This is a genomic window from uncultured Sphingomonas sp. (assembly GCF_936927845.1).
Classification (GTDB): Bacteria; Pseudomonadota; Alphaproteobacteria; order Sphingomonadales; family Sphingomonadaceae; genus Sphingomonas.
The window spans coordinates 34,157-57,134 of the sequence record NZ_CAKZHV010000025.1 but is presented as its reverse complement, the minus strand read 5'-3'; the positions used below and the strand labels follow the sequence as shown (position 1 = coordinate 57,134).

The window sequence follows — 22,978 nt, the reverse complement described above, 5'->3', positions numbered from 1 at the left end:
CCGGTTGCGTGACCGAGAGGCGATGACGCATGCGTATTCTGATCGTGGACGACGAACCGGCGATGCACGACAGCTATCGGCGCAGCTTCGCGTCGGTGAGCGGTGCCGACACCGGTGCCTTGTCAGCGATGGCGGCCGAACTGTTCGGTGACGAGGGAGGTGAACCCGAGCCCGCGGAGAACATGATCGATTTCGATTGTGTCCATCATCTGCAAGGGCTCGATGCCGTCGCCGAGATCGAGCGTGCGCACGCCACTGACCAACCCTTCGCGGTCGCCTTTATCGACGTTCGCATGCCGCCGGGCATCGATGGCAAGGAAACCGCGCGCCGCATCCGCGCGCTCGACCGCGACATCAACATCGTGATCGTCACCGGCTATTCCGATTTCTCGCCGGTCGAGATCAGCAAGGTCGCGGGTCCGGCCGACAAGATCTTCTACATCGCCAAGCCGTTCGAGGTCGCCGAGATCGTCCAGACCGCGACCGCGCTCGGTCAACGCTGGGAGGCCGATCGCGCGCTGCGCGCCGCACGCGAGCAATTGTCGCGGCAGGTGATCCAGTTGGAGGAACAGGCCGCCGAGCTCGCCGCCAACGAGATGAAGGCCATCCACGTCGCCAACCATGATTCGCTGACCGAGGCACCCAATCGCCTCGCCTTCCTGCGCGCGCTGGGCGAACGATCGAAGCAGCCCGGGCGCTTCGCGGTCGGCATGATCGACCTCGATCGCTTCAAGCTGGTCAACGACACGCTCGGCCATCTCGCAGGCGACGAACTGATCCGTGAGATCTGCGCGATCCTGCAGGCTGCGGTGCCGACCGGCGGGCTGGTTGCGCGGCTGGGTGGCGACGAGTTCGGGCTGTTGTTTGAAACCGCGGGCGAGCAGGCCGCCGAGATGGCGTGTGCGCGCGTCGTCCACGCTTGTTCGGTCGAACTGAAGGTGCTCGGCCACGCGGTGCAGGCCGGCGCCTCGGCGGGTGTGGTCACCGCGGGCGAGGCCGACAATCGCGACCCGATCGACCTGATCCGCCGCGCCGATCTCGCGCTGAACGATGCCAAGCGGCACGGCCGCGGCGTCGCGCGCCTGTTTGACGAGAGTATGGACGAAGGCGTCCGCGTCCGCCGCCGGATCGAAACCGGACTGTCGCAAGCGATCGCGCGCGACGAACTCGCACTCGTCTATCAGCCGATCGTCGCGCAGAGCGTATTCGAGGTGGTCGGGTTCGAAGCGCTGCTGCGCTGGAACACACGTGAATACGGCCCGATCAGCCCCGCGACCTTTATCCCGATCGCGGAAGAGTCGAACTTGATCCACGAACTCGGCGACTGGGTGCTGGAGCGGAGCCTGGAGGTGCTGAAAACGTGGCCCGGCCAGTATGTCTCGGTCAATTTCAGCCCGCGCCAGTTCCGGCGGCACAATTTCGTCGGCTATATCGTCGAGCGCTGCCAGCGCGCCGGCGTCGAGCCGCAGCGGCTCCAGATCGAGATCACCGAAACCGCGATCTTCGACGATGCCGACCGCGCGTCGGAGACGCTGTACCGGCTTCGCCAGATGGGCTTCCGCATCGCGCTCGACGATTTCGGCACGGGTTATTCGTCGCTCTACAACATCCGCAAGTTCGCGCTCGACGCGCTCAAGATCGATCGCAGCTTCATCGACGGCATGTCGCGTGAGCGCGAGTCGGCGGCGATCGTGCGCTCGATCGTCCATCTGGCGCAGTCGCTCAACCTCACCGTCATCGCGGAAGGGGTGGAAACCGCGGCACAGGTCGACCTGCTGCGCGTCGCTGGCGCAAGCCACCTGCAGGGATACCATTTCGCCAAGCCGCTGCCCGAGGCACTGGCGCACGACATGGCGCACGCGCGCTTCATCGAGGTGGAGCCCGCAACGGGCACGCTCGGCTGATGGCCGCGCACGTCCGGCGCCACGTCGGCGCGCTCCGCAACCCGCAGTCGCTCGGCGCGCGCCTCGTCCTGATCCTGACGATGGTCGGGGCGGGCGGTGCGGTCGCGATCACGCTGCTGCTCGCCGCGATCATCACGCCCAGTTTCGGCAAGCTCGAACGCCGCTCGGTCGACGCGCATGTCGAGCGGACCCGCGCAGCGCTCACCGAATATGCCAACAAGGTCGAGAGCGCGGTCAAGGACTATGGCGACTGGACCGACAGCTACGATTACATGGCGCGGCCGACGGCCGCTTTCGAGCGTGAAAGCTTCTCGCCGCTGGCGATGGCGAACTTGGACGTCAACGCGATGGCCTATGTCGGCAACGATCGCCGGATCGTCATCGCGCGCTGGATCGACGAGGCGCAGCGGGATCAGCCGGCGATGCGCGCGCGATTGGCGCGAATGATCGCCGAACTGGATTTGGGACATTTGCTCGGGACCCGCAGTTCGACCAATTTCTACGCGCGGATGGGCGGGGTGGTCACCGCCGTTGGGGTCGCGAAGGTCCGACGCAGCGACGGCACCGGCAGCCCACGCGGTTTCGTGCTGATGGCGCGCGAGATCAGTTCGCGTCAGCTCGCCGATCTGCTGCAACTCGACGCCACGATCGACCTCGCGCCCGCGCGCGGCGAGGTCGTTCAGCAATCGCGCGCGCGCATGACGATCACGGTGCCGATCGACGGTGCGGGCGGCGCGCCGGTCGCCAGCGCGCGGTTCGCGGTGCCGCGCGACGTCTCGCTTTTGGGTCAACGAATGCTGCTGCTCGCGGTGGCAGGATCGGTGCTGCTGCTTCTGATGGTGCTGATGATGCTCAGGCGAATGATCGGGCGTCTGGTGCTCGCCCCGCTCGCCCGGGTCGAGCGCCACATGGAACGTGTGCGCGCGTCGGGCTCGCTCGCGCTGCTGGAGGATGACGGACGCCGTGACGAGATCGGCTCGCTGGGCATAAGCTTCAACGGCATGCTGACGCAGTTGAAGGATCTGCGCGAACAGCTTGAGGCGCAGAGTTTCGCGCTCGGCCGCTCCGAGAGCGCGGTGGCGGTCATGCATAACGTCCGCAACGCCTTGTCGCCGATCTCCACCGTGATCAGCCACGGTATAGGCCGCGCGGTGCCGGTCGATCAGGCGATGCTCGCGCGCGCGGTTGAGGAACTAGGTAAGGCGGACGTGCCGGCGGCGCGTCGCGAAAAGCTCGCGGCCTTCGTTCGCGCAGGTGTTGCGGCGATGGAAACGGCGCGGAGCGAACAGGTGGAGCAACTGGGCATCGGACACGACGCGCTGGGTCACGTGCTCGACATCATCGGACAACAGCAGGCCGCCGCGCACGAACGCCCGCACCTGTCCGAATGCGACATGACCGACGTGATCGCGCAGAATGCGACGATCGCGCGCTATTCGGGCAAGACCGACATCGCGTTCAGCTACCCGGCCGAGCCGTGCCCGGTGCTCGCCAACCGCGTGATCCTGAGCCAGGTGGTCGGCAATCTGTTCGCCAACGCCGCCGAGGCGATTGCGGCGGCGGGGCGCAGCAATGGCCGCATCACCGTGTCGTTTGCGTGCGTCGACGCGGGTGTCGAGGTGCGGATCAGCGACGATGGCGAGGGGTTCGATCCGGCAATTGGGGCGGCGTTGTTCCAGCGCGGCTATTCGACCCGCGCGCACAAATCGGGCGGGCTCGGCCTGCACTGGTGCGCCAATTCGATGAACGCGATGGAAGGATCGCTCAGGCTGGAAAGCGCGGGACGCGGAACGGGTGCGAGCGCAGTGCTGACGCTGCGCTCGCCCGTTGCCGCCGCGCTTGATGCCGCGGCGTAATCGCGCGACGTAGGTCGGGAGATCAGAGCGGTGAGGCGGGGTCGGTCAGGATGCCGCAGCCGGCGGCCGCCTTGCCGACTTCGAGCGCCACCTTGGGGTCCTTTACCTGACCGGCGACGCGGACGAAGTCGCTCGCGGTCAGGCGACCGGGCGTCGTATCGCCTTCGCGCGCGCCACGCGCGGCGCGGCCGAGCTGCTGCAATTGGCCGAGCGACAGGTTCGCCTCCAACCGATCACCGACGCACTGCGACTGCGCCGGCTGAAAACCATAACCTTCGAGCGAGCCCGCGATCTTCGCCGAGGGATTGACGCAGGCCACGAGGCCCAATGTCGCTGACAGCGCGCCGGTCGTTGCGATCATGCCGGGCAAAGAACGAATATTCATAACGCGGATCCTCTCCGTCGACATCGCTCGCCCGGCGATCGCGTGATCGGAGCCGTGAAGTCTCGAGCGCGAACCCGCGATCGTTCTGCGAATATCCCGATTGTCGTTGCACTAGTACGTATTGATGTACCGCGCTCGGCGACTGATCACTCCCGTCCAGCGTCGCCTAAACGTCTGTAAACGTCAGTGATGATGTCCGATCATGCTGCGACGTTGCTTCGCGCCGTGCACAGATACGGTGCGACGATTCCTTGAGAAAGGTACCAGCGCTGACGGTCGGCGGGCAGCGTGTCGAATGCCGTGATGACGCCCCGGCAGTCGGGCGCGCCGCACGCGCACGCCATGCGCCAGTCGCGATCGGAGAGTGTGGTGGAATAGTCCCAGGTGATCTCTTCCCCCGCGGCGATCTCGCGGAGCGCGACCAGGACGGGGACATCGCGATCGAAGCGTAAGCCCGCGTTCGGCGCGCAACTATGATTGATCAGGTCGTCGATCGCGCCCGACGGGCCGAGGTAGGTGTCACGCGCAATCTGGACGAACCGATCGGCCGTGCCGCTCAAGCGAGAGGGCAGGCGATCGGCGCGCAGGCGGGGTCCGGTGAAGGAGATGATTTCTTCGCCGGCGCGGAAACCCTCAGCCGCGAACACCGCCTTGCCCAGATGCGTGCGTCCAACCGTAAACGGGTTGGTCGCGGGCGCGTAAGCGTCGAGCACGCGCAGCCGCCCTTCGCGCCAGCCGAACGAGCGCAGCGGATTGACCGTGCCTAGCCCGATCATGAACCACACGCTGGCATGGCAGGCGAGCTCCACCAGGATGTAGCCATATTCGCCGATGCCCTGGCCGCCCGTGCGCGCCGCCAGCATCAGCGTGGCAAGGTCACCGATCGACCACAAACCCCAGGCGGGCGATCGCTCGCGTGCGCGGTCAGCCCAGACGCTGCGCCACGTCGGCCAGAAACTGACCGGCACGACCGCGACGACCAGCATGTGTGCCCAGAACGCCTCGCGAAAGACTAGCCACAGCAGGATCGCGGCGAGCGACGATCCCATGCAGACGCCCTCCAGCATGTCGGGGGCTGCCCAGCGCGAGCGCCGCCACAGCGCGACCGCGATCGTCACGCACGCCGCGGCCGAGAACAGGAACACGATCGACTGCGGCGTGCCCGGATTGACCGCGGCATAGGTGAACGCCTCCACCAATGTCGCGCTGCTCCAGATCAGCCACGACGCGCGGTTGGGCTCGACCAGTCGGCGCTGCAGACCTGCCAGATAGATGGCGTAGCCGGTGAAGCTGGCGGCGACGGCGAGAAGGAACCAGGGATCGGTGATCATGCTCGCAGCCGGACAGGGTTAACGCGAGCGTAACCACGCGATGCGCGCTCGTCCAGCGTGGACGCGAGCCGCGCAAAAGGATGGCTGGTCGGCTGCGTTTGAAAGCGGCTGCTATTCGCCGCCGCCGCGCGCGATCCACTCGGCGAGTGACAGGTCGCCCGTCGGCTCAACCGCCGCGCTCAACGTGTCGCGCATGATGTCGATCGCCCAGGCGGTGCGCTCGGGCGTGACGCCCGCCACCGCGTCGCTCGGAACCCATAGGTCATATTCGCGCATGTGCGCGTCGGCGGCGGTGAACAGGACGCAGATGTCGGCCGCGACCCCGGTCAGGATCAGGCGCGATACTCCTAGCCGCGGCAGGATTGCCGGCAAGTTCGTCGCGTAAAAGCCTGAAAACTCGGGCTTGATGACAAAATAATCCTGCTCGGCGGGCGCGAGCCGCCGTGCGATCTCGCCGCCCTCGGGATTGTCGCCGACCAGTTCGTCGATCAATTGCTCGGGCGTCGACTGCCACTGGCCGTAATTGTCGTTGACGTAGATCACGGGCACCTCGGCCGTGCGCGCCTGATCGCGCAGCGCTGCCACCGCGTCGGCGGCGCGGTGCGCGGCCTCAACGAGCGGTCGCGCATCCTCGAAATCGAAGCGGTTGAGCATGTCGATAATGAGCAATGCCGCCTTGTTCGCCACGCCTGCCTCTCTGTTTTGCTGGGATCGCCGACATAGGCGCGGGGACGGCTTCGCGTGATGACGCAGGTTAGCGCCGCTTCACGGCATGTGACGTTTGTCGAGTTTGCGCGCGAGCGTGCGCCGGTGCAGGCCCAAACGGCGCGCGGCCTCCGAGATGTTGAAGCCGGTGTCCGCCAGCGTCTGGTGGATATGCTCCCATTCCAGCGTTTTGATCGACGTGGGGCGCGTGGACAGATCGGCCTGCGCGTCCCCTTCGGTGCGCGCGAACGCGGCCTCGATGTCGTCGGTGTTGGCGGGCTTCGTCAGGTAATTGGTCGCACCCAGCTTGATCGCCTCGACCGCGGTCGCGATGCTCGCGAAGCCGGTCAGCACGACGATCCGCGTCGTGGCGTCCCGCTGGTGCAACCGCTCGACACAAACGAGCCCGGACGCACCGGCGAGCCGCAGGTCGACGACCGCGTGATCGGGTTTGAGCGCGTCGGCTACCTCGTCCAGCCGTTCGGGCCCGTTCAGCACCTCGACACGGTAGCCGCGGCGCTCGAACGAGCGCGCCAGCGTGCGGGCAAATACGGTGTCGTCCTCGATGATCAGCAGCCGCGGCTGGCTCACGCGGGCTCCTCCTCGTCGACCAACAGGGCGGCAATCGGCAGTCGCAACGTCACCTCCGCCCCGCCATTCAACAGGTTGCGCGCGTCCAGCGTTCCACCGAGCGTGCGGAGCACGTTGGTGGACAGGAACAGGCCCAGCCCGGCGCCGCGGCGATCCTTGCTGCTCTGATACGGCTTCCCGATGTTGCCGACAATCGAGGGCGGAAAGCCGTGGCCGTCGTCGCGGACGCGCAGGATCAGCACGTCGTCGGTTCGCTGCACGGTGACGTGGACGCGCGCAGCGCCCGCCTCCGCGGCATTGTCGAGCAGGTTGATCAGCGCCTGGGCGAGTGCGCGATCGGCGACGATGACCGCGTCCTGCCCAAGTTGGTCGTCGAGCGTGATCGCGACGGGTCCGCTCCAGCCGGTGACGATTTCCCGCACGAAGCGGCGAAGGCCGGTGCGCGCGGGCGCTTCCCCGGTCACCTCGCCCGCCGCAAAAAGGATGCCGGCCAGGATGTCCTTGCAGCGCGCGACCTCGACCCGCATGTCCTCGACCTCGGTGGCGAGCGCGGGATCGGCGCGAACCGCGGGCTCGCGCGTCCAGTCGCCGAGCGCGACCGACAATGAAGCCAGCGGGGTGCCGAGTTCGTGCGCGGCGCCGCTGGCGAGCAGGCCCATGCGGACGATATGCTCCTCCTCGACCGCGCGCTGCCGCAGCCGCGCCAGCCGGGCGTCGCGGTCGCGCAGATTGTGCGCGATGCGGGTGACGAACGCGACCAGAAGCACCGCGGCAAGCGTGAAGTTGAACCACGACGCGAACAGATACGGTGGCGACAGGTGGCTGGCGTAGAAACCCGGCAGCGGCACCGGACGAAAGATGATCGTCAGCGCGGCAAAGGCGAGGCTGGTGACCGCGACGAGCAGCCAACTCGACCACGCCTCCAGCAGGACGGCGCCGAGCACGACCTGGAGCAGGAACAGCGTGACGAACGGGTTGGTCGCGCCACCGCTCAGGAATAATTGCAGGGTCAGGCAAGCGACGTCGACGATCAGCCCGGCGAGCAATTGCAGGTTGGTCGGGGTGTGGCGCCGCTCAGCGATCAGCACCAGCAGGTTGAGGACGACGAGCAGCATCGCCGTCATCAACATCGTGTGCACCGGCAGCGGGATCTCGAGCAGGTAGCGTACCGCCATGATCGTCGCGACCTGCCCGCCGACAGCCAGCCAGCGCAGCTGTACCAGCAGCATGAAGTTGCGCCGCAGCGCGTCGTCGGGACTGGTGTCGAGTGCCGCGCCGCGGGGCGACAGCGCCGGCATCAGCGCTCGTCCTTCTCGGCGCGCAGCGAGCGCGCGAGCAGGAAGGCGACCATCGCCGCGAGGCCGAACCAGGTGAGTGCGTAAACGAGGTGGTTGTTGGGGAAGCGAACCACCGTCAACCCGCCGCGCGGCCAGGTGGCACCGCTCGCATCGGCGTCGATGAAATACGGCGCAACGCGGGGCGATCCGCGCTTGGCGGCGATGGCGGCGACATCGCGCGAGTACCAGCGGTCGGCGGCGGGATCGTTGCGGCGCAGGAAGCCGCCGTTCGGCTCGGTTACGCGTAACAGGCCGGTGACGCGCTGCTCACCCGCCGGAGCGGGATGGCGGCCACGCTCCCGCGGTGGCACGAAGCCGCGGTTGACCAGCACCGTCCAGCTACCGGTGTCGAGCGGGGTGATGACCCAGTAACCGGCGCCTAGATCGGTCGATGCCTGCGTGTAGGTATCGGCGTTGCTGCGATAACGCCCGGTCGCAACGATGCGGGTGTAGGCGTCGTCCTTGCCGATTGCCTGCCATCGGTTGGGGGCAGGGGCTGCGACCGGCGCGGCGGCAAGGCGGCGCTCGACCTGGGCGATGAGGTTCAGCTTCCACGCGCGTCGTTCGACCTGCCACACACCCAGCGCGATCAGCACCGCGATTGCAGCGGCGCCGAGCGCGAGCGGCAGAACGCGGACGCGCGCCAAGCTCACATCTGGTCCGACATCTCCGCCGCCGAAGTCGGGTTCATCGGCGGCATCATGTTCTGGTTCATGTGGAACATGACCCACAGCGAACCCGTCAGCGCGATCACGACGATGATGATCGTGAAGATCAGCGACATCAGCGTCCAGCCGCTCTCCGACTTGCGGTTCATGTGGAGGAAGTAGATCATGTGAACGACGATCTGCACGATCGCGAGCACCATGCAGATGCCCGCCACCACCGACTTGTCGCTGACCGCCCCCGACATGACGAGCCCGAACGGTATCGCGGTCAGGATCACCGACAGCACGAACCCGGTGACGTAGCTGCCGCGCGAGCCATGCGCCGCACCGCCGTCGACATGGTCGCTGGTGCCGCGGTCGTGCGCGTGGCGTTCCATGTCGACCGCCTGATGCTGGTTGGTCGGCGCGCTCATCGCAGCACTCCCAGAAGATAGACAAAGGTGAAGACGCCGATCCAGATGACGTCAAGGAAGTGCCAGAACAGTGATAGGCACTGGAGCCGCCGCATGTTCGCGTCAATTAATCCCTTGCGCGATACCTGCACCATCAGCGTGACCAGCCAGATGATGCCGAAAGTGACGTGCAGGCCGTGCGTGCCCACCAGGGTGAAGAACGACGACAGGAACGCCGACCGCCATGGCCCTGCGCCCTCGGCGATCAGGTTCGAGAATTCGTACAGCTCGATGCCCAGGAAGCAGAGGCCGAACACGCCCGTGATGGCGAGCCAGCCGAGCGTCGCGCCCTGTTTCTTCTCGTCCGCCGCCAGCATCGCGAAGCCATAGGTGATCGAAGAGAACAGCAGCATCGCGGTGTTGAGCGCGACGAGCGGCAGCTCGAACAGCTCGGACGGGCGCGGGCCGCCGGCGTAGCTGGCACCATAGACGCCCCATGCCGCGAACAGCATCGCGAAGATGAGGCAATCGCTCATCAGGTACAGCCAGAAACCGAGCATGGTGCTCTGGCCGGGCGGATGTTCGTGCGGATCGGTGTCGTAGAACGTCACCGCGCCTTGTGCGCCGGGGGGCACGATCGTCGTGCTGGTCATGCCTCAGGCCCCCGCGGCTGCATTGGCGAGGATGCGCGTGCGCTCCTCCTCGGTCCGCTCCACCTCATCCGCGTGGATGTGGAAGTCGCGGTCGTAGTTGAAGGTGTGGAAGATCGACACGGCCAGGATCCCTGCGAAGCTCAGCGCCGACAGCCACCACATGTACCAGATCATCGACAGGCCAAACGCCACCGACAAGCCACCCAGGATGATGCCCGTTCCGGTGTTCTTGGGCATGTGGATGTCGCGGAAGCCCGTCAGCGGACGCTCGGCGTTACGCGTCTTCATGTCGTAATAGGCATCCAGGTCGTGGATCACGGGAGTGAAGGCGAAGTTGTACGCCGGCGGCGGCGACGAGGTCGCCCACTCGAGCGAGCGGCCGTCCCACGGATCGCCGGTCCAGTCGCGCAGCCGTTCGCGATCGCGGAAGCTGACGTAGATCTGGATCAGGAAGGCGGCGATGCCAACCGCGATCATCGCAACACCGACCGCAGCGATGATGAACCAGATTTGCAGGCTCGGATCGTCGAAGTGCCGCAGGCGACGCGTCACACCCATCAGGCCGAGCACGTAGAGCGGGGTGAATGCGACCCAGAAGCCGACCACCCACGACCAGAAGCTGACCTTGCCCCACCACGGATCGAGCTTGAAGCCGAACGCCTTGGGGAACCAATAATTGATCGCCGCGAACATGCCGAACAGCACGCCGCCAATGATCACGTTGTGGAAGTGCGCGACCAGGAACAGCGAGTTGTGAAGCTGGAAGTCCGCGGGCGGCACCGCGAGCAGCACGCCCGTCATGCCACCGATGACGAAGGTGAGCATGAACGCCACCGTCCACATCATCGGCAACTCGAACCGGATGCGGCCCTTGTACATGGTGAACAGCCAGTTGAAGATCTTCGCGCCCGTCGGGATCGAAATGATCATCGTCGTGATGCCGAAGAAGCTGTTGACGCTCGCGCCCGAGCCCATCGTGAAGAAGTGGTGCAACCAGACGAGATAGGCGAGAATGCAGATGACCAGCAACGCGTAGACCATCGACGTATAGCCGAACAGCCGCTTGCCGCAAAAGGTCGAGGTCACCTCGCTGAACACGCCGAACGCCGGCAGGATCAGGATGTACACTTCCGGGTGGCCCCAGATCCAGATCATGTTCACGTACATCATCGGGTTTCCGCCACCGGTGTTCGTGAAGAAGTGCGTGCCGACATAACGGTCGAGGCTGAGCATCGCCAGCACCGCGGTCAGCACCGGGAAGGCAGCGACGATCAGCACGTTGGTGACGAGCGCCGACCAGGTGAAGATCGGCATCTTAAACATCGTCATGCCCGGCGCGCGCATCTTCACGATGGTCGCGATCAGGTTGACGCCCGATAACAACGTCCCCACGCCCGCGATCTGCAGCGCCCAGACGTAGTAATCGACGCCGACATCGGGTGAATAGTCGAGCCCCGACAATGGCGCCATCGCCAGCCAACCGGTACGCGCGAACTCGCCGACGAACAGGCTGGCCATCACGATCACCGCACCCGCTGCCGTCATCCAGAAGCTGAAGTTGTTCAGGAACGGAAAGCTGACGTCGCGCGCGCCGATCTGCAGCGGCACGACATAGTTCATGATGCCCGTCACGAACGGCATCGCCACGAAGAAGATCATGATGACACCGTGCGCGGTGAACACCTGATCATAATGGTGCGCGTTCAGATAGCCTTCATTCGCGCCAAACGCCATCGCCTGCTGCGCCCGCATCATGATCGCGTCGGAGAAACCGCGCAGCAGCATGACCGTGCCCAGGATCATGTACATGATCCCGACCTTCTTGTGGTCGACGCTGGTGAACCACTCGGTCCACAGCCACTTCCACAGCTTAAAATAGGTGATCGCGCCGACGAGCGCGATGCCACCCAGCATCACCGCGATGAACGTGCCGAGGATGATCGGCTCGTGGATCGGGAAGCTCTCCAGCGTCAGCCGGCCGAAGATGGTCTTGAGCAAGGTGTCGGACATATCGGTTCAGCCCTGTGCCACAGCCGCGACGCCGGGACGGCGTGCGGGTTCCAGGCGGGTCATGTTTCGGTTGCTCGGCGCGCCGCGCTCGTTCGATCCCTCGGCGGGGCCGCGCGGAGCAGTGAGGTGGGGTGCCGAACCCTTTTCGTTCGGATCCTTGCGCAGTGCGCCCTTGGGGGCGTCAACCGGCGGGCGGTCGTTGACGGGCGCGTGGCTGCCTGGCTCGGCCATGTCGTGCGACATGACGTCGCTCATGCACGGCACACCCGGCTTGACGCACATCTGCGTGATGCGGCGGAACAGCGTGTCGTTCACGCCACCGAAGCGGATCGGTTGCACGTTCTCGCTCGGCTGTTCCAGTTTCAGATAGGTGGCGTCGTTGAGGCGGGCCTGCGCCGCACGGGTCTGCGATGCCCAACGCGCGAAACCCGCATCGTCGACCGCGTAGGTCCAGAACGTCATGCCGGAGAAACCGGCGCCGCTGTAATTGCCCGAGCGACCCTCGAACCGCCCCGGCTTGTCGAGCACGGCGTGCAGTTTCGTCTCCATCCCCGGCATGGTGTAGATCATGCCGGCCATCGCGGGCACCCAGAAGGTGTTCATGACCGACGAGGAGGTCATGCGGAACCGCACCTGCCGGTTAAGCGGAAGCACCAACTCGTTGACGGTCGCGATCCCCTGTTCGGGATAGATGAACAGCCACTTCCAGTCGAGCGACACGACCTGCACCTCCAGTGGGCGGTCGTTGGCGGCGAGCGGCTTGTCGGGCGCCAGCCGACCGAGCGGACGGTAAGGGTCGAGCAGGTGCGTCGACACCCAGGTGAGGGCGCCGAGCGCGATGATGATCATCAACGGCGCAGCCCAGATCACCAGTTCGAGACCGGTGGAATGGTCCCAGTTCGGTGCGTATTCGGCGTCCTTGTTCGCGGCGCGGTATTTCCATGCGAACAGAACGGTCAGGACCATCACGGGGATGATGATCAACAGCATCAGCGCGGTTGACCACAGGATCAGGTGCGCCTGCTGGCGCGCGACGTCGCCCGCGGGGTTCATGACCACCATGTCGCAGCCCGACAGCATCCCCGTCGCGCCGATCGCGAGCACGGGGGCGAGCCAGGCGGAGCGCCGGTGCGAGGAGTGCCGGTTCTTCATCACGATCGAGCTAGGCTCCGTTGTGCGGCTGCGAAATAGGACAATTTGTCCTATCCCGCGGCCGTCGCGTGGAACCTAAAGCGCCTAGATAGCTTCGGAGTTTCATACCTATGGCACAGTCGATCACTTCGTCCGCGCCGCTTGAGCGGGATGCCCGCGCGGTCAACACGCGCGACGATCATGGTGTGAACCCGGGCGAGATCGCGATCGGCGTCATTATCGGACGCACGAGCGAGTTTTTCGACTTCTTCGTTTACGCGATCGCCTCGGTGCTCGTGTTCCCGCAGATCGTCTTTCCGCAACTCGACCGCGTATCGGGCACGCTCTGGTCGTTCGGGCTCTTCTCGCTTGCGTTCATCGCACGACCGATCGGCACGCAGATCTTCATGCGGATCGATCGCGAGCTGGGGCGTGGGACCAAGCTGACGATCGCGCTGTTCCTGCTCGGCACCGCGACGGTGGCGATGGCCTTCCTGCCCGGCTATGCCTCGGTCGGCATCTTCTCTCCGCTGCTGCTCGCGCTGTTCCGCATCGGTCAGGGTCTTGCGCTGGGCGGCGCGTGGGACGGTCTTGCCTCGTTGCTCGCGCTCAACGCACCAGACCAGAAGCGTGGGTGGTGGGCGATGGTGCCGCAGATCGGCGCGCCGCTCGGACTGATCGTCGCCGCCGGACTGTTCGCCTTCGCACTCGGCACGCTGTCGCCCGCCGACTTCCTGTCATGGGGCTGGCGCTACCCGTTCTTCGTCGCCTTCGCGCTGAACGTCGTCGCCTTGTTCGCGCGGCTGCGTATCGTCGTGACGCCCGAATATACCGACATGTTCAAGACGCGCGAGCTGACCCCGTCGCGCGTGACCGCGACGCTGAAGGCGCAGTGGCGCAACATCATCATCGGTGCGTTCGCGCCGCTCGCCAGCTTTGCGCTTTTCCACATGGTGACGGTGTTCCCGCTGTCGTGGGTCGCGCTCAACACCAGCGAGAACATCACGCGGTTCCTGCTGATCGAGATGTTCGGCGCAACCGTTTGCGTCGGCGCGATCGTGGCATCGGGGTTGCTCGCCGACCGGATCGGGCGCCGCTCGCTGCTCGGTTACACCGCGGCGGCGATTGCGGTGTACAGCGGGTTCGCGCCGCAGTTGCTCGACGCCGGCTACGTCGGCGAAGCCGTGTTCATGATCATGGGTTTCGTCCTGCTCGGCCTTTCGTTTGGCCAGTCGTCGGGCGCGGTGACCAGCAATTTCCCCAAGCGCGCACGCTATACCGGTGCGGCGATCACGTCGGATCTCGCTTGGCTGTTCGGCGCAGGTTTTGCGCCGCTCGCCGCGCTGGTGTTGGCGGAGGAATTCGGGTTGGTCGCGGCGGGCACCTATCTGCTGTCGGGTGCGGTCGGCACGCTGGTGGCGCTGGGGCTCAACAAGGAATTGGCACGCCGCCTCGATTGAGGCGGTGAGCAGTGCGCATGCATCCCAGCCGCGCGGGATCTGCCTTGTATCGCTGATCAACCATGCCGCTGGCTCCGTCGGAGGCATGGTGGCATGTCTTCCTCGATTTCTTCGAGGGAGTGGGTGATGTCGCAGGCGGCGAGCGAGGAGGCGACGAAGGCTAACGTCGACACATTGGTATCGTTCGTGATCGAACCATGCGCGTGAGCGGCCCTAACGATCACCGGCTCCGCTCGATCCTTGGCGGGGCTGCCGGGAACCTGGTCGAATGGTACGATTGGTACGCTTATTCGGCGTTCACGCTCTATTTCGCGCCGCACTTCTTCCCGGCCGGCGATCGCACGACGCAATTGCTCAACACCGCGATTGTCTTCGCAGTCGGCTTCGTCATGCGGCCGATCGGCGGGTGGGTCATGGGCATCTACGCCGACCGGCATGGGCGCAAGGCCGGGTTGACGTTGTCGGTGACGCTGATGTGTGCGGGCTCGCTGCTCATCGCACTGACGCCCACCTACCAGTCGATCGGCTGGCTCGCCCCCGCGATCCTGACGCTGGCGCGGCTGATGCAGGGGCTCTCGGTCGGCGGCGAATATGGCGCGAGTGCCACCTATTTGTCCGAGATGGCGGGCAGGGACCGACGGGGGTTCTTTTCCAGCTTTCAATATGTCACGCTGATCGCGGGTCAGTTGACTGCATTATGCGTGCTGCTGCTCCTCCAGGCGGTGATGAGCGCGGCAGCGCTGGAGGCGTGGGGCTGGCGCATTCCATTCGCGATCGGCGGCATACTGGCCGTGGTAGTATTCTGGTTGCGTCGCCGGCTCGCCGAGACGGAGAGTTTCACCAAGGTGCAGGACAGCGGTGCCAGGCGGTCGAGCCTCTTCGCGCTGTTGCGCGAGCATCTGCGCGAGTTCGTCACCGTGCTGCTGCTGACCGCGGGCGGCACGCTCGCCTTCTACGCTTACTCGATCTACATGCAGAAGTTCCTGGCGAACTCGGCCGGGTTCACGCGTGAGACCGCGACGTGGATCAGCGCGGGAACGCTGTTCGTCTTCATGTGCCTGCAACCGCTCGCGGGCGCATTGTCGGACCGGGTCGGGCGTAAGCCGTTGATGGTCGCGTTCGGCGTCGCGGGTGTCGTCTTCACCTGGCCGATCTTCTGGGCGCTGGAGCACACGAACAGCGCCGCGGTCGCGTTCGCGATCGTGCTGTTCGCGCTCGTGATCGTGACCGGCTACACCTCGATCAACGCGGTGGTGAAGGCGGAACTGTTTCCTGCACACATCCGCGCGCTGGGTGTTGCCTTTCCTTACGCCGTCGCGAACGCGTTGTTCGGCGGTACGGCGGAGGCGATCGCGTTGAAGTTCAAGCAGGCGGGGTGGGAGCAGGGCTTCTACTGGTATCTGACCGCGATGATCGCGGTGTCGTTGGTCACCTATCTGCGCATGCCCGACACGCGCGCGACCAGCCGGATCAGCGAGGACTGAGCGCGGGCACCGCGCGCGCCGCATCGGCGGGATCGATGCCGGGGCGTGCGCCCGCCGGGATCGTCTCGTCGCCGCGCATCGCGCGCCCGGCGCGCTGGATCGCGGCGATCAGCCTGGGGTAGATGCCGCACGGGCAGATGTTGGTGATCGCCGCCTTGATCTCCTCCTCACCCGGCTGCGTGTTGCGCTTGAGCAGCGCGGCCGCAGCCATGACGATGCCGGGAATGCAGAAGCCGCATTGCGTCACGTTCTCGGCCAGTAGCGCGAGCTGGACCGGATGATCGCGCTCGCGCGACAGTCCCTCGATCGTGGTGACGAACGCACCCTCGCAGCGCGCCAGCGGAAGCTGACACGATCGGACCGCGCGGCCATCGACATCGACGGTGCACGCGCCGCAGCTACCGCTGCCGCAGCCATATTTGGCGCCGGTCAGGTTCGACCCGTCGCGCAGCGCCCACAGCAGTGGGGTGTCCGCGACCATCAGATACTCGACCGGTTCGTTGTTGACGGTTAGACGGGTCATGGGAGATGCCATAGCGCAAGTCGCGGCTGGGGCATCGCTTTGTTACGGCAATAAGGGGCGGGCACGCCGAGGGCGCAGCACGCGAGGGGAGTATAGGAGCGCATGCAGGCAATGAATTCCGCACCCGCGGCCAGCGGTGATGCGAGCCACGGTTACGATGCGCCCGACCTGCGCATTTTCGTCTTCGCGCTGTTCTTCATCTTCGGCGGCATTACCAGCCTGAACGACATCATCATTCCGAAGCTGAAGGAGCTGTTCACGCTGACGCACGCGTCGGCGATGCTGGTGCAGACCGCCTTCTTCTTCGCCTATGCGCTCTTCTCGCTCCCCGCCGCCGGGATCGTGCGGCGCTTCGGCTATATGCGCACCGCCTCGATCGGACTGGTCACGATGACCGCGGGGTGCCTGCTGTTCATCCCCGCCTCGGCCAACGCCGCGTTCGGGCTGTTCCTCCTCGCGCTGTTCGTGCTGGGTGCGGGCATCACCATCGTGCAGGTCGTCGCCAACCCGCTGATCTCGCTGCTCGGCAAGCCGCAGAGCGCGTCGAGCCGGCTGACCTTCGCGCAAGGGTTCAACTCGCTCGGTACCACGCTGTTTCCGCTCGCGGGTTCGGCGCTGATCCTGGGCGGGCTCGCCAACCAGAGCGCGTCGACGCTCAGCGGCGCGGCGCTCGACGCGTACCGTGCGGAGAGTTCGCGCACGATCGTCCACACCTATCTCGGCCTCGCGGTCGCGCTGCTCGTCATCGCCGCCGTGGTGTGGACGCGGCGAAACCGTTTGAACGAGGAACAGGAGGATGCAGGCAGCATCTTCCACGCGCTCACCTTGCTCAAGCGTCCGCGTTTCGCCTGGGGCGTCGCGTGCATCTTCCTCTACGTCGGTGCCGAGGTGTCGATCGGGTCGCTGATCGTCAATTACCTGATGCAGCCGGGTGTCTGGGGTGTCGCCGACAAGGTCGCGGGCGATCACGTGCCCTTCTACTGGGGCGGCGCGCTCGTCGGCCGCTTCATCGGCGCCTGGGTGCTGACCAAGGTGTCGCCCGGCAAGGTGCTGGCCGCGGTTGCGGTCGCCGCGATCACGCTGATCCTCGTCTCCGCCAACGCGCACGGCGCGATCGCGGGCTGGTCGCTGCTCGCGATCGGTCTGGTCAATTCGATCATGTTCCCGACGATCTTCAGCCTCGCCAGCGAAGGGCTGGGCAAGCGCGCGGCCGAGGGCTCGGGCGTGATCGCGACCGCGATCGTCGGCGGCGCGATCGTGCCGTACCTGACGGGGCAGCTCGCCGACACGAGCGGCAGCCTGCAGTTCGCGCTGATCCTGCCCGCGCTCTGCTACCTCGTGATTGCGGCTTACGGCGTGTTCGCGCGCAAACCGGCGCCGGAACTCGCGGCGGCCTGATCACTTCGCCGGGATGCGCCGTCCGCCGCGTGGCAAACGGCGCACCCCCACGGGTCAGTGACCCAGCGCGGCGATCTCCGCGTCGCCGAAACCCAGCTCGCGCAGCAGCCCCGCGTCGTCACGCACGCCCGCCATTTGCGGCGCAACGGTGTCACTCACCGAATAGCGCGGTGCGGGGGCCGGCTGGGGCACGCCGCCCGCCTCGACGAACGCGCCGCGCGCCACATTGTGCGGGTCGGCGCGCGCCTCGTCGAAGCCGAGCACGGGCGCGAAGCAGATGTCGTGCCCCTCGAACAGCGCCACCCATTCGTCGCGGCTGCGGGTGCGGAACAGCGCGGTCAGCTCGTCCTTGAGCTCGGGCCAGCCACGCTGGTCCATCTGACGATCCCACTTCGCGTCATCCAGCCCGGCGACACGGCGGAACTCGGCGTAGAATTGCGGCTCGATCGCGCCGAGCGAGACGTATTTGCCGTCGCTCGTCTCGTATGTGTCGTAGAAATGCGCGGCGGTATCGAGCAGATTGGTGCCGCGCTCGTCGCGCCAGCGCCCCATCGCGCGGAACCCCCACATCATCGACATCAGCACCGAGGACCCCTCGGTCATCGCCGCGTCGACCACCTGACCCTCGCCGGTGCGCTGTGCATGAATGAGGGCGGCGAGCATCCCGAAGGCGAGAAACATCGCGCCGCCGCCGAAATCGCCCGCGAGGTTGATCGGCGGCGTCGGCTTCTCGCCCGCGCGGCCGAGCGCGTGGAGCACGCCCGACAGCGCCACGTAGTTGATGTCGTGCCCCGGTTCGTGCGCGCGCGGTCCCGTCTGCCCCCAACCGGTCATCCGCCCGTAGACGAGCCGCGGATTGTCGCCGAGCAGCACGTCGGGGCCGAGCCCCAGCCGCTCCATCACCCCCGGGCGAAATCCCTCGATGATCGCGTCCGCGTCGCGAACGATGCGCCGCACCGCCGCGATCGCGTGCGGGTTCTTGAGATCGAGCGACACCGACCGGCGGCTGCGCAGCAGCGGGTCCTTCGCATCGATCGCGAGCGACAGGCCCCCCGGCTTCGCACGGTCGATACGGATCACCTCCGCGCCGTGGTCGGCGAGCATCATGCCCGCGAACGGCCCCGGCCCGATGCCGGCGAATTCGACCACGCGGATGCCCGAGAGCGGTGGCTTGCTCATTCATTCCTCCCCGATCGTTTCGGGCGAGCCTAAAGCCACGTCGCAATCGGCACAACAAAAGTTATGGCGTAAGCTGGTGCGCGTAACGCGGCTGGTCGATCGCGAGCGTGTCGAGCGCGCATAGCCGCAGATGCTCGACGAGCGCGGACTCGTCGGGCGCGATCGTGCCGCCGCGGATCGCCGCCACCAGCGCGCGGTCGAGTTCGTCGCGCGTCCCTTCCTGTCCGAGCAGTTCGCGCATCCGCGCAGCGGCGCGCGCGTCGGCGGCGGGACCGAGCGTCAGGTCGCGGCCTGCGATCTCCAGCGCGTTGCGCGCCACGCGCATCGCGAAGGGCGGCGCGCTGCCGTCGACGGGCATCCAGGCGGCGACCCCCGCGACAAGCTCGGCAGCGGTCGGGTGCGTGATCACCCGCGCGAAGCCTCGATGATCGCGACGATGTCGGCTTCCGCCTCGGACAGGCGGCGGCCGATCACGCCGCGCTCGGGCCCGGCGGAGGGGTCCGCAGCGAAGCTTGCATACATCATGGTCGTCATCACCCCCCATTTCAGGCTGCCGAGCATCGACCAATACTCCACCCGCGCGGGGTCGATCGGCTCTCCGCCTGCTTCGGCATAGCCCGCGAGCAGATCGTCAACCTCGCCGAAGCCGCCGACGCGGCGATGCGGTTGCCCGAAGCGCCAGCTAGCGGTGCACAGCCAGCCGAGGTCTTCCGCCGGATCGCCGACGTGGGCGAGTTCCCAGTCGAGCACCGCGACCAGCCCGTTCGCCGGATCGACCATCAGATTGCCGTTGCGGAAATCGCCGTGGATCAGCCGCGGCGCGACCGCGTCGCGCGGCAACCGCCGCTCGAGCCAGCGGAACGCCGCCTCGATCGTCGGGCGGACGGCACCCGACGCGCGCCACGTCGCCTCGTAGCGCGCGAGCGTCGCGGCGGCGTCGACATACTCGAGCGTCGCGGGCGGCGTGACCGCGTGGATACGCGCGAGCGCTGCACCGCACTGGCGCGCGAGGCTCGGGCGGACCGTGGCTAACGCGGGATCGGTCGCGATCCGCTTGCCCAGCGTCTCGCCCGCGATGCGGTGCATCACATAAGCGTCGCCCAACCCGCCGTACGTGTCATCATCCTCGCAGACATGCACGATGCGCGGCGCGGGCACGCCCGCCGCGACCGCGCACGCGATCACCTCGGCCTCGCGGGCGAGCGGTGCGGTCGACGTGTCGGCGGATGTGGGGGCGGACGCGAGGGCGGCGGCGCGACGTCGCAGGATCAACGGCACACGTTCGTCTGGTGTCACCGCGTCGAACGACCAGGTCTCCATGCTCGCGCCGCCGGTCAGTCGCGTCATATCGGCGATCGCGTACGCGCCGGGGGCGAGCCGGGGCGCGATCCGGCCGAGCCGCTCGGCAATGTCGTCCCTGCTCAGCCGCTCGGTCATCCGTGCTCCCGTAAGGGGATGTAAAACCCGCGGACACGCGCTACGCAAGTTAAAAGACTCGACTTAATTCGGGAGAGGGCGATGGACTTCGATCTGCCGGCCACGTTGCGCGACTATCTGGGCGAGCTGGATGCCTTCATCGAAGCCGAGATCAGGCCACTCGAGCAGGCCGACGAAAATGTCCGCTTCTTCGATCATCGCCGCGAATATGTGCGAACCGATTTCGAGCGCGACGGACTGCCGCGTCCCGAATGGGAGGCGCTGCTCGTCGAGGCGCGGCGGCGCGCGGACGCGGCGGGGTTCCTGCGCTTCGCGATGGACCCGAAATTCGGCGGGCAGGGCGGCTCGAACCTTTGGATGTGCGTAATCCGCGAATATCTCGCCGCCAAGGGCCTCGGCCTCCACAACGACCTGCAGACCGAACATTCGATCGTCGCCAACAACCCGTTCGCGCGCATGTTCGACGATTACGGCACGCCCGCACAGAAGGCGGAGTTCATTTCGGGCATGTTCGACGGCACGCGCCGCATCACCTTCGGACTGACCGAGCCGAAACACGGATCGGACGCGACGCATATGGAGACGCGCGCGCGCCGCGAGGCCCGCGATGGCGTGCCCGGCTGGGTGCTGACCGGTGAGAAGATGTGGACGACCGGGATGCATGCCGCCACCCACTGCGCCCTGTTCGCGCGGACGAGCGGTGAGGACGGCGCGGCGCGCGGGATCAGTTGCTTCCTGGTCCCCGTCGATAGCGTAGGCGTGAAGATCGAAGAATATCTCTGGACCTTCAACATGCCGACCGACCACCCGCGGGTCCGCTTCGACCAAGTCTGGGTGCCCGACAGCGCGTTGTTCGGCGAACCAGAGAACGGCCTGCCGCTCGCGCAGAGTTTCGTGCACGAGAACCGGATCAGGCAGGCGGCGTCGAGTCTGGGCGCGGCGAGCTACTGCGTCGAGGAATCGATCCGCTACGCCCGCGCGCGCAAGCCCTTCGGCGAGGAGCTGGCGCGCAATCAGGCGATCCAGTTTCCACTGGTCGAACTCGCGACGCAGATCGAGATGCTGCGGCTGCTGATCCGCAAAACCGCCGCGGACATGGACGCCATGCCGCACGCCGAGGTCGAGCGCCGGCTGTCGGACAAGGTCAGCATGTGCAACTATTGGGCGAACCGGCTGGTGTGCGACGCCGCCGACCGCGCGATGCAGGTGCACGGCGGGATCGGCTATTCGCGCCACAAGCCGTTCGAGCACATCTATCGCCACCACCGCCGCTACCGCATCACCGAAGGTGCGGAGGAGATCCAGATGCGCAAGGTGGGTGCGTTCCTGTTCGGCTACATGGGCCCGCGGCGCGTCGAATTGTCGGCGCTCGACTGGTCCGACGTCGACTATCGCGCGCAGTCGCAGATCCGCCCGCGCTCGGGCGCACAGGCACTGGGCTAGGCTGCTACGCGCGAAGTTGGCGCGGGCACGATCATTGGACACGAAAACCATCGAAGGGGAGAGGGACGATGCTCAAGACGCGGTTCACCGAGGCGTTCGGGATCGAACATCCGATCGCGCAGGGCGGGATGCAATGGGTCGGCAAGGCGCATCTGGTCGCCGCGGTCGCGAACGCTGGCGCGCTCGGGTTCGTGACCGCGCTGACGCAACCGACGCCCGAGGCGCTCGCCGAGGAAATCCGCCGCACGCGCGACCTGACCGACAAGCCGTTCGGCGTGAACCTGACCATCCTGCCGACGATCAACCCGCCGCCCTACGCCGAATATCGCCGCGCGATCATCGAGGGCGGGGTCAAGATCGTCGAGACCGCCGGGTACAAGCCGCAGGAGCATATTGACGATTTCAAGGCGCACGGGGTCAAGGTGATCCACAAATGCACCGCGGTCCGGCACGCGCTATCGGCCGAGCGGATGGGCGCGGACGCGATCTCGATCGACGGCTTCGAATGCGCCGGGCATCCGGGTGAGGACGATATTCCCGGGCTGATCCTGATCCCTGCCGCCGCCGACAAGGTACGCGTGCCGATGCTGGCGAGCGGGGGCTTCGCCGATGGGCGCGGGCTGGTCGCGGCGCTCGCGCTCGGTGCCGACGGCATCAACATGGGAACGCGCTTCTGCGTGACGCAGGAGGCGCAGATACCCGATACGTTCAAGGAGCGCATGGTCGCCAACGACGAGCGGCAGACCGACCTGATCTTTCGCACCCTCCACAACACCGCCCGCGTCATGAAGAACAAGGTCAGCGAGGAAGTGGTCGCGATCGAGCGCGCGGGTGGCGCCGAATTCGCCGACGTGCAGCATCTGGTCGCGGGCAGGCGCGGCGTCGCGGCGATGGAGCGCGGCGACACCGACGACGGTATCTGGTCGGCCGGCATGGTCCAGGGGCTGATCCACGACGTGCCGACCGTCAGCGACTTGGTCGACCGCATCATTGCCGAGGCCGAGTCGATCATCGAAGCGCGGCTCGCCACGATGATGGCGCGCGTCACCGATGCTGTCCGGTAGCGTAAATCGGGACGCCCGCCTTGTTCG

General features: G+C 66.5%; 21 protein-coding genes. 7 read left to right on the top strand and 14 right to left on the bottom strand.

Translation table 11 applies throughout. The features are described 5' to 3' along the window. Positions 1–29 precede the first annotated feature (29 nt). Both Q0579_RS03535 and Q0579_RS03530 read left to right on the top strand, forming a co-directional pair. Positions 30–1,904: an EAL domain-containing protein gene (locus Q0579_RS03535; protein WP_298809152.1), complete on the top strand. Its 1,875-nt coding sequence runs from the start codon at positions 30–32 to the stop codon at positions 1,902–1,904. Then, positions 1,904–3,760 (top strand): CHASE4 domain-containing protein, encoded by a 1,857-nt coding sequence (locus tag Q0579_RS03530; RefSeq protein ID WP_298809151.1) that lies wholly within the window; start codon positions 1,904–1,906, stop codon positions 3,758–3,760. The genes Q0579_RS03535 and Q0579_RS03530 overlap by 1 nt, the downstream gene beginning before the upstream one ends. Positions 3,761–3,782: 22 nt before the next feature. On the opposite strand, the gene Q0579_RS03525 is transcribed toward Q0579_RS03530, so the two are convergent. The 10 genes from Q0579_RS03525 to cyoA all read right to left on the bottom strand — a co-directional run bounded on the left by Q0579_RS03525 (position 3,783) and on the right by cyoA (position 12,984). Next, positions 3,783–4,145, bottom strand: coding sequence for a hypothetical protein (locus Q0579_RS03525; protein WP_298809148.1), 363 nt, complete (start codon positions 4,143–4,145; stop codon positions 3,783–3,785). Between the two features lie 200 nt (positions 4,146–4,345). After that, positions 4,346–5,476 carry an SET domain-containing protein gene (locus Q0579_RS03520; RefSeq protein WP_298809146.1) on the bottom strand — a complete coding sequence of 377 codons (1,131 nt, stop codon included), beginning with the start codon at positions 5,474–5,476 and terminating at the stop codon, positions 4,346–4,348. Between the two features lie 111 nt (positions 5,477–5,587). Continuing rightward, entirely contained in the window at positions 5,588–6,163 is a 576-nt protein-coding gene (locus tag Q0579_RS03515) for an isochorismatase family cysteine hydrolase (protein ID WP_298809143.1), read from the bottom strand. Between the two features lie 78 nt (positions 6,164–6,241). Next, positions 6,242–6,772: a response regulator transcription factor gene (locus Q0579_RS03510; RefSeq protein ID WP_298809140.1), complete on the bottom strand. Its 531-nt coding sequence runs from the start codon at positions 6,770–6,772 to the stop codon at positions 6,242–6,244. Further along, the gene (locus Q0579_RS03505) at positions 6,769–8,070 is read right to left on the bottom strand and encodes an ATP-binding protein (protein ID WP_298809138.1); all 1,302 of its coding nucleotides are present in this window, start codon (positions 8,068–8,070) and stop codon (positions 6,769–6,771) included. Before Q0579_RS03505 ends, Q0579_RS03510 begins: the two co-directional genes overlap by 4 nt. Then, on the bottom strand, positions 8,070–8,762 hold the full coding sequence (locus tag Q0579_RS03500) for an SURF1 family protein (RefSeq protein ID WP_298809135.1): 693 nt from the start codon (positions 8,760–8,762) through the stop codon (positions 8,070–8,072). Before Q0579_RS03500 ends, Q0579_RS03505 begins: the two co-directional genes overlap by 1 nt. Further along, positions 8,759–9,154, bottom strand: a complete 396-nt coding sequence (gene cyoD, locus Q0579_RS03495; protein ID WP_298809198.1) for a cytochrome o ubiquinol oxidase subunit IV — start codon at positions 9,152–9,154, stop codon at positions 8,759–8,761. Before cyoD ends, Q0579_RS03500 begins: the two co-directional genes overlap by 4 nt. Before the next feature lie 32 nt (positions 9,155–9,186). Then, a complete protein-coding gene (gene cyoC / locus Q0579_RS03490) occupies positions 9,187–9,822 on the bottom strand; it encodes a cytochrome o ubiquinol oxidase subunit III (RefSeq protein ID WP_298809132.1) in 636 nt (211 codons plus the stop codon). 3 nt (positions 9,823–9,825) lie between these two features. After that, positions 9,826–11,832 carry a cytochrome o ubiquinol oxidase subunit I gene (gene cyoB / locus Q0579_RS03485; protein ID WP_298809129.1) on the bottom strand — a complete coding sequence of 669 codons (2,007 nt, stop codon included), beginning with the start codon at positions 11,830–11,832 and terminating at the stop codon, positions 9,826–9,828. Positions 11,833–11,838: 6 nt separating this feature from the next. Then, positions 11,839–12,984, bottom strand: coding sequence for a ubiquinol oxidase subunit II (gene cyoA / locus Q0579_RS03480; protein ID WP_298809127.1), 1,146 nt, complete (start codon positions 12,982–12,984; stop codon positions 11,839–11,841). A gap of 110 nt (positions 12,985–13,094) precedes the next feature. Here cyoA and Q0579_RS03475 point away from each other — a divergent pair, with 110 nt between their 5' ends. Beyond that, entirely contained in the window at positions 13,095–14,423 is a 1,329-nt protein-coding gene (locus Q0579_RS03475; RefSeq protein WP_298809124.1) for an MFS transporter, read from the top strand. Between the two features lie 203 nt (positions 14,424–14,626). Further along, complete coding sequence (locus Q0579_RS03470; protein ID WP_298809122.1) at positions 14,627–15,907, top strand: MFS transporter; 1,281 nt, start codon at positions 14,627–14,629, stop codon at positions 15,905–15,907. Here Q0579_RS03470 and Q0579_RS03465 read toward each other — a convergent pair. Continuing rightward, positions 15,894–16,430 carry a (2Fe-2S)-binding protein gene (locus tag Q0579_RS03465; protein ID WP_298809120.1) on the bottom strand — a complete coding sequence of 179 codons (537 nt, stop codon included), beginning with the start codon at positions 16,428–16,430 and terminating at the stop codon, positions 15,894–15,896. The genes Q0579_RS03470 and Q0579_RS03465 overlap by 14 nt on opposite strands. A 102-nt stretch (positions 16,431–16,532) precedes the next feature. Here Q0579_RS03465 and Q0579_RS03460 point away from each other — a divergent pair, with 102 nt between their 5' ends. Continuing rightward, positions 16,533–17,828 carry a sugar MFS transporter gene (locus Q0579_RS03460; RefSeq protein ID WP_298809118.1) on the top strand — a complete coding sequence of 432 codons (1,296 nt, stop codon included), beginning with the start codon at positions 16,533–16,535 and terminating at the stop codon, positions 17,826–17,828. 54 nt (positions 17,829–17,882) lie between these two features. On the opposite strand, the gene Q0579_RS03455 is transcribed toward Q0579_RS03460, so the two are convergent. From Q0579_RS03455 to Q0579_RS03445, 3 genes are all read right to left on the bottom strand, one after another. Continuing rightward, on the bottom strand, positions 17,883–19,007 hold the full coding sequence (locus Q0579_RS03455; protein WP_298809115.1) for a CaiB/BaiF CoA-transferase family protein: 1,125 nt from the start codon (positions 19,005–19,007) through the stop codon (positions 17,883–17,885). A 61-nt stretch (positions 19,008–19,068) separates the two neighbouring features. Then, positions 19,069–19,416 (bottom strand): DUF6285 domain-containing protein, encoded by a 348-nt coding sequence (locus Q0579_RS03450; protein ID WP_298809113.1) that lies wholly within the window; start codon positions 19,414–19,416, stop codon positions 19,069–19,071. Further along, positions 19,413–20,444, bottom strand: a complete 1,032-nt coding sequence (locus tag Q0579_RS03445; protein WP_298809109.1) for a phosphotransferase family protein — start codon at positions 20,442–20,444, stop codon at positions 19,413–19,415. Before Q0579_RS03445 ends, Q0579_RS03450 begins: the two co-directional genes overlap by 4 nt. Before the next feature lie 81 nt (positions 20,445–20,525). Here Q0579_RS03445 and Q0579_RS03440 point away from each other — a divergent pair, with 81 nt between their 5' ends. Beyond that, positions 20,526–21,887 carry an acyl-CoA dehydrogenase family protein gene (locus tag Q0579_RS03440; protein ID WP_298809107.1) on the top strand — a complete coding sequence of 454 codons (1,362 nt, stop codon included), beginning with the start codon at positions 20,526–20,528 and terminating at the stop codon, positions 21,885–21,887. A gap of 68 nt (positions 21,888–21,955) precedes the next feature. Then, positions 21,956–22,951 (top strand): nitronate monooxygenase family protein, encoded by a 996-nt coding sequence (locus tag Q0579_RS03435; protein WP_298809106.1) that lies wholly within the window; start codon positions 21,956–21,958, stop codon positions 22,949–22,951. Positions 22,952–22,978: the final 27 nt, after the last annotated feature.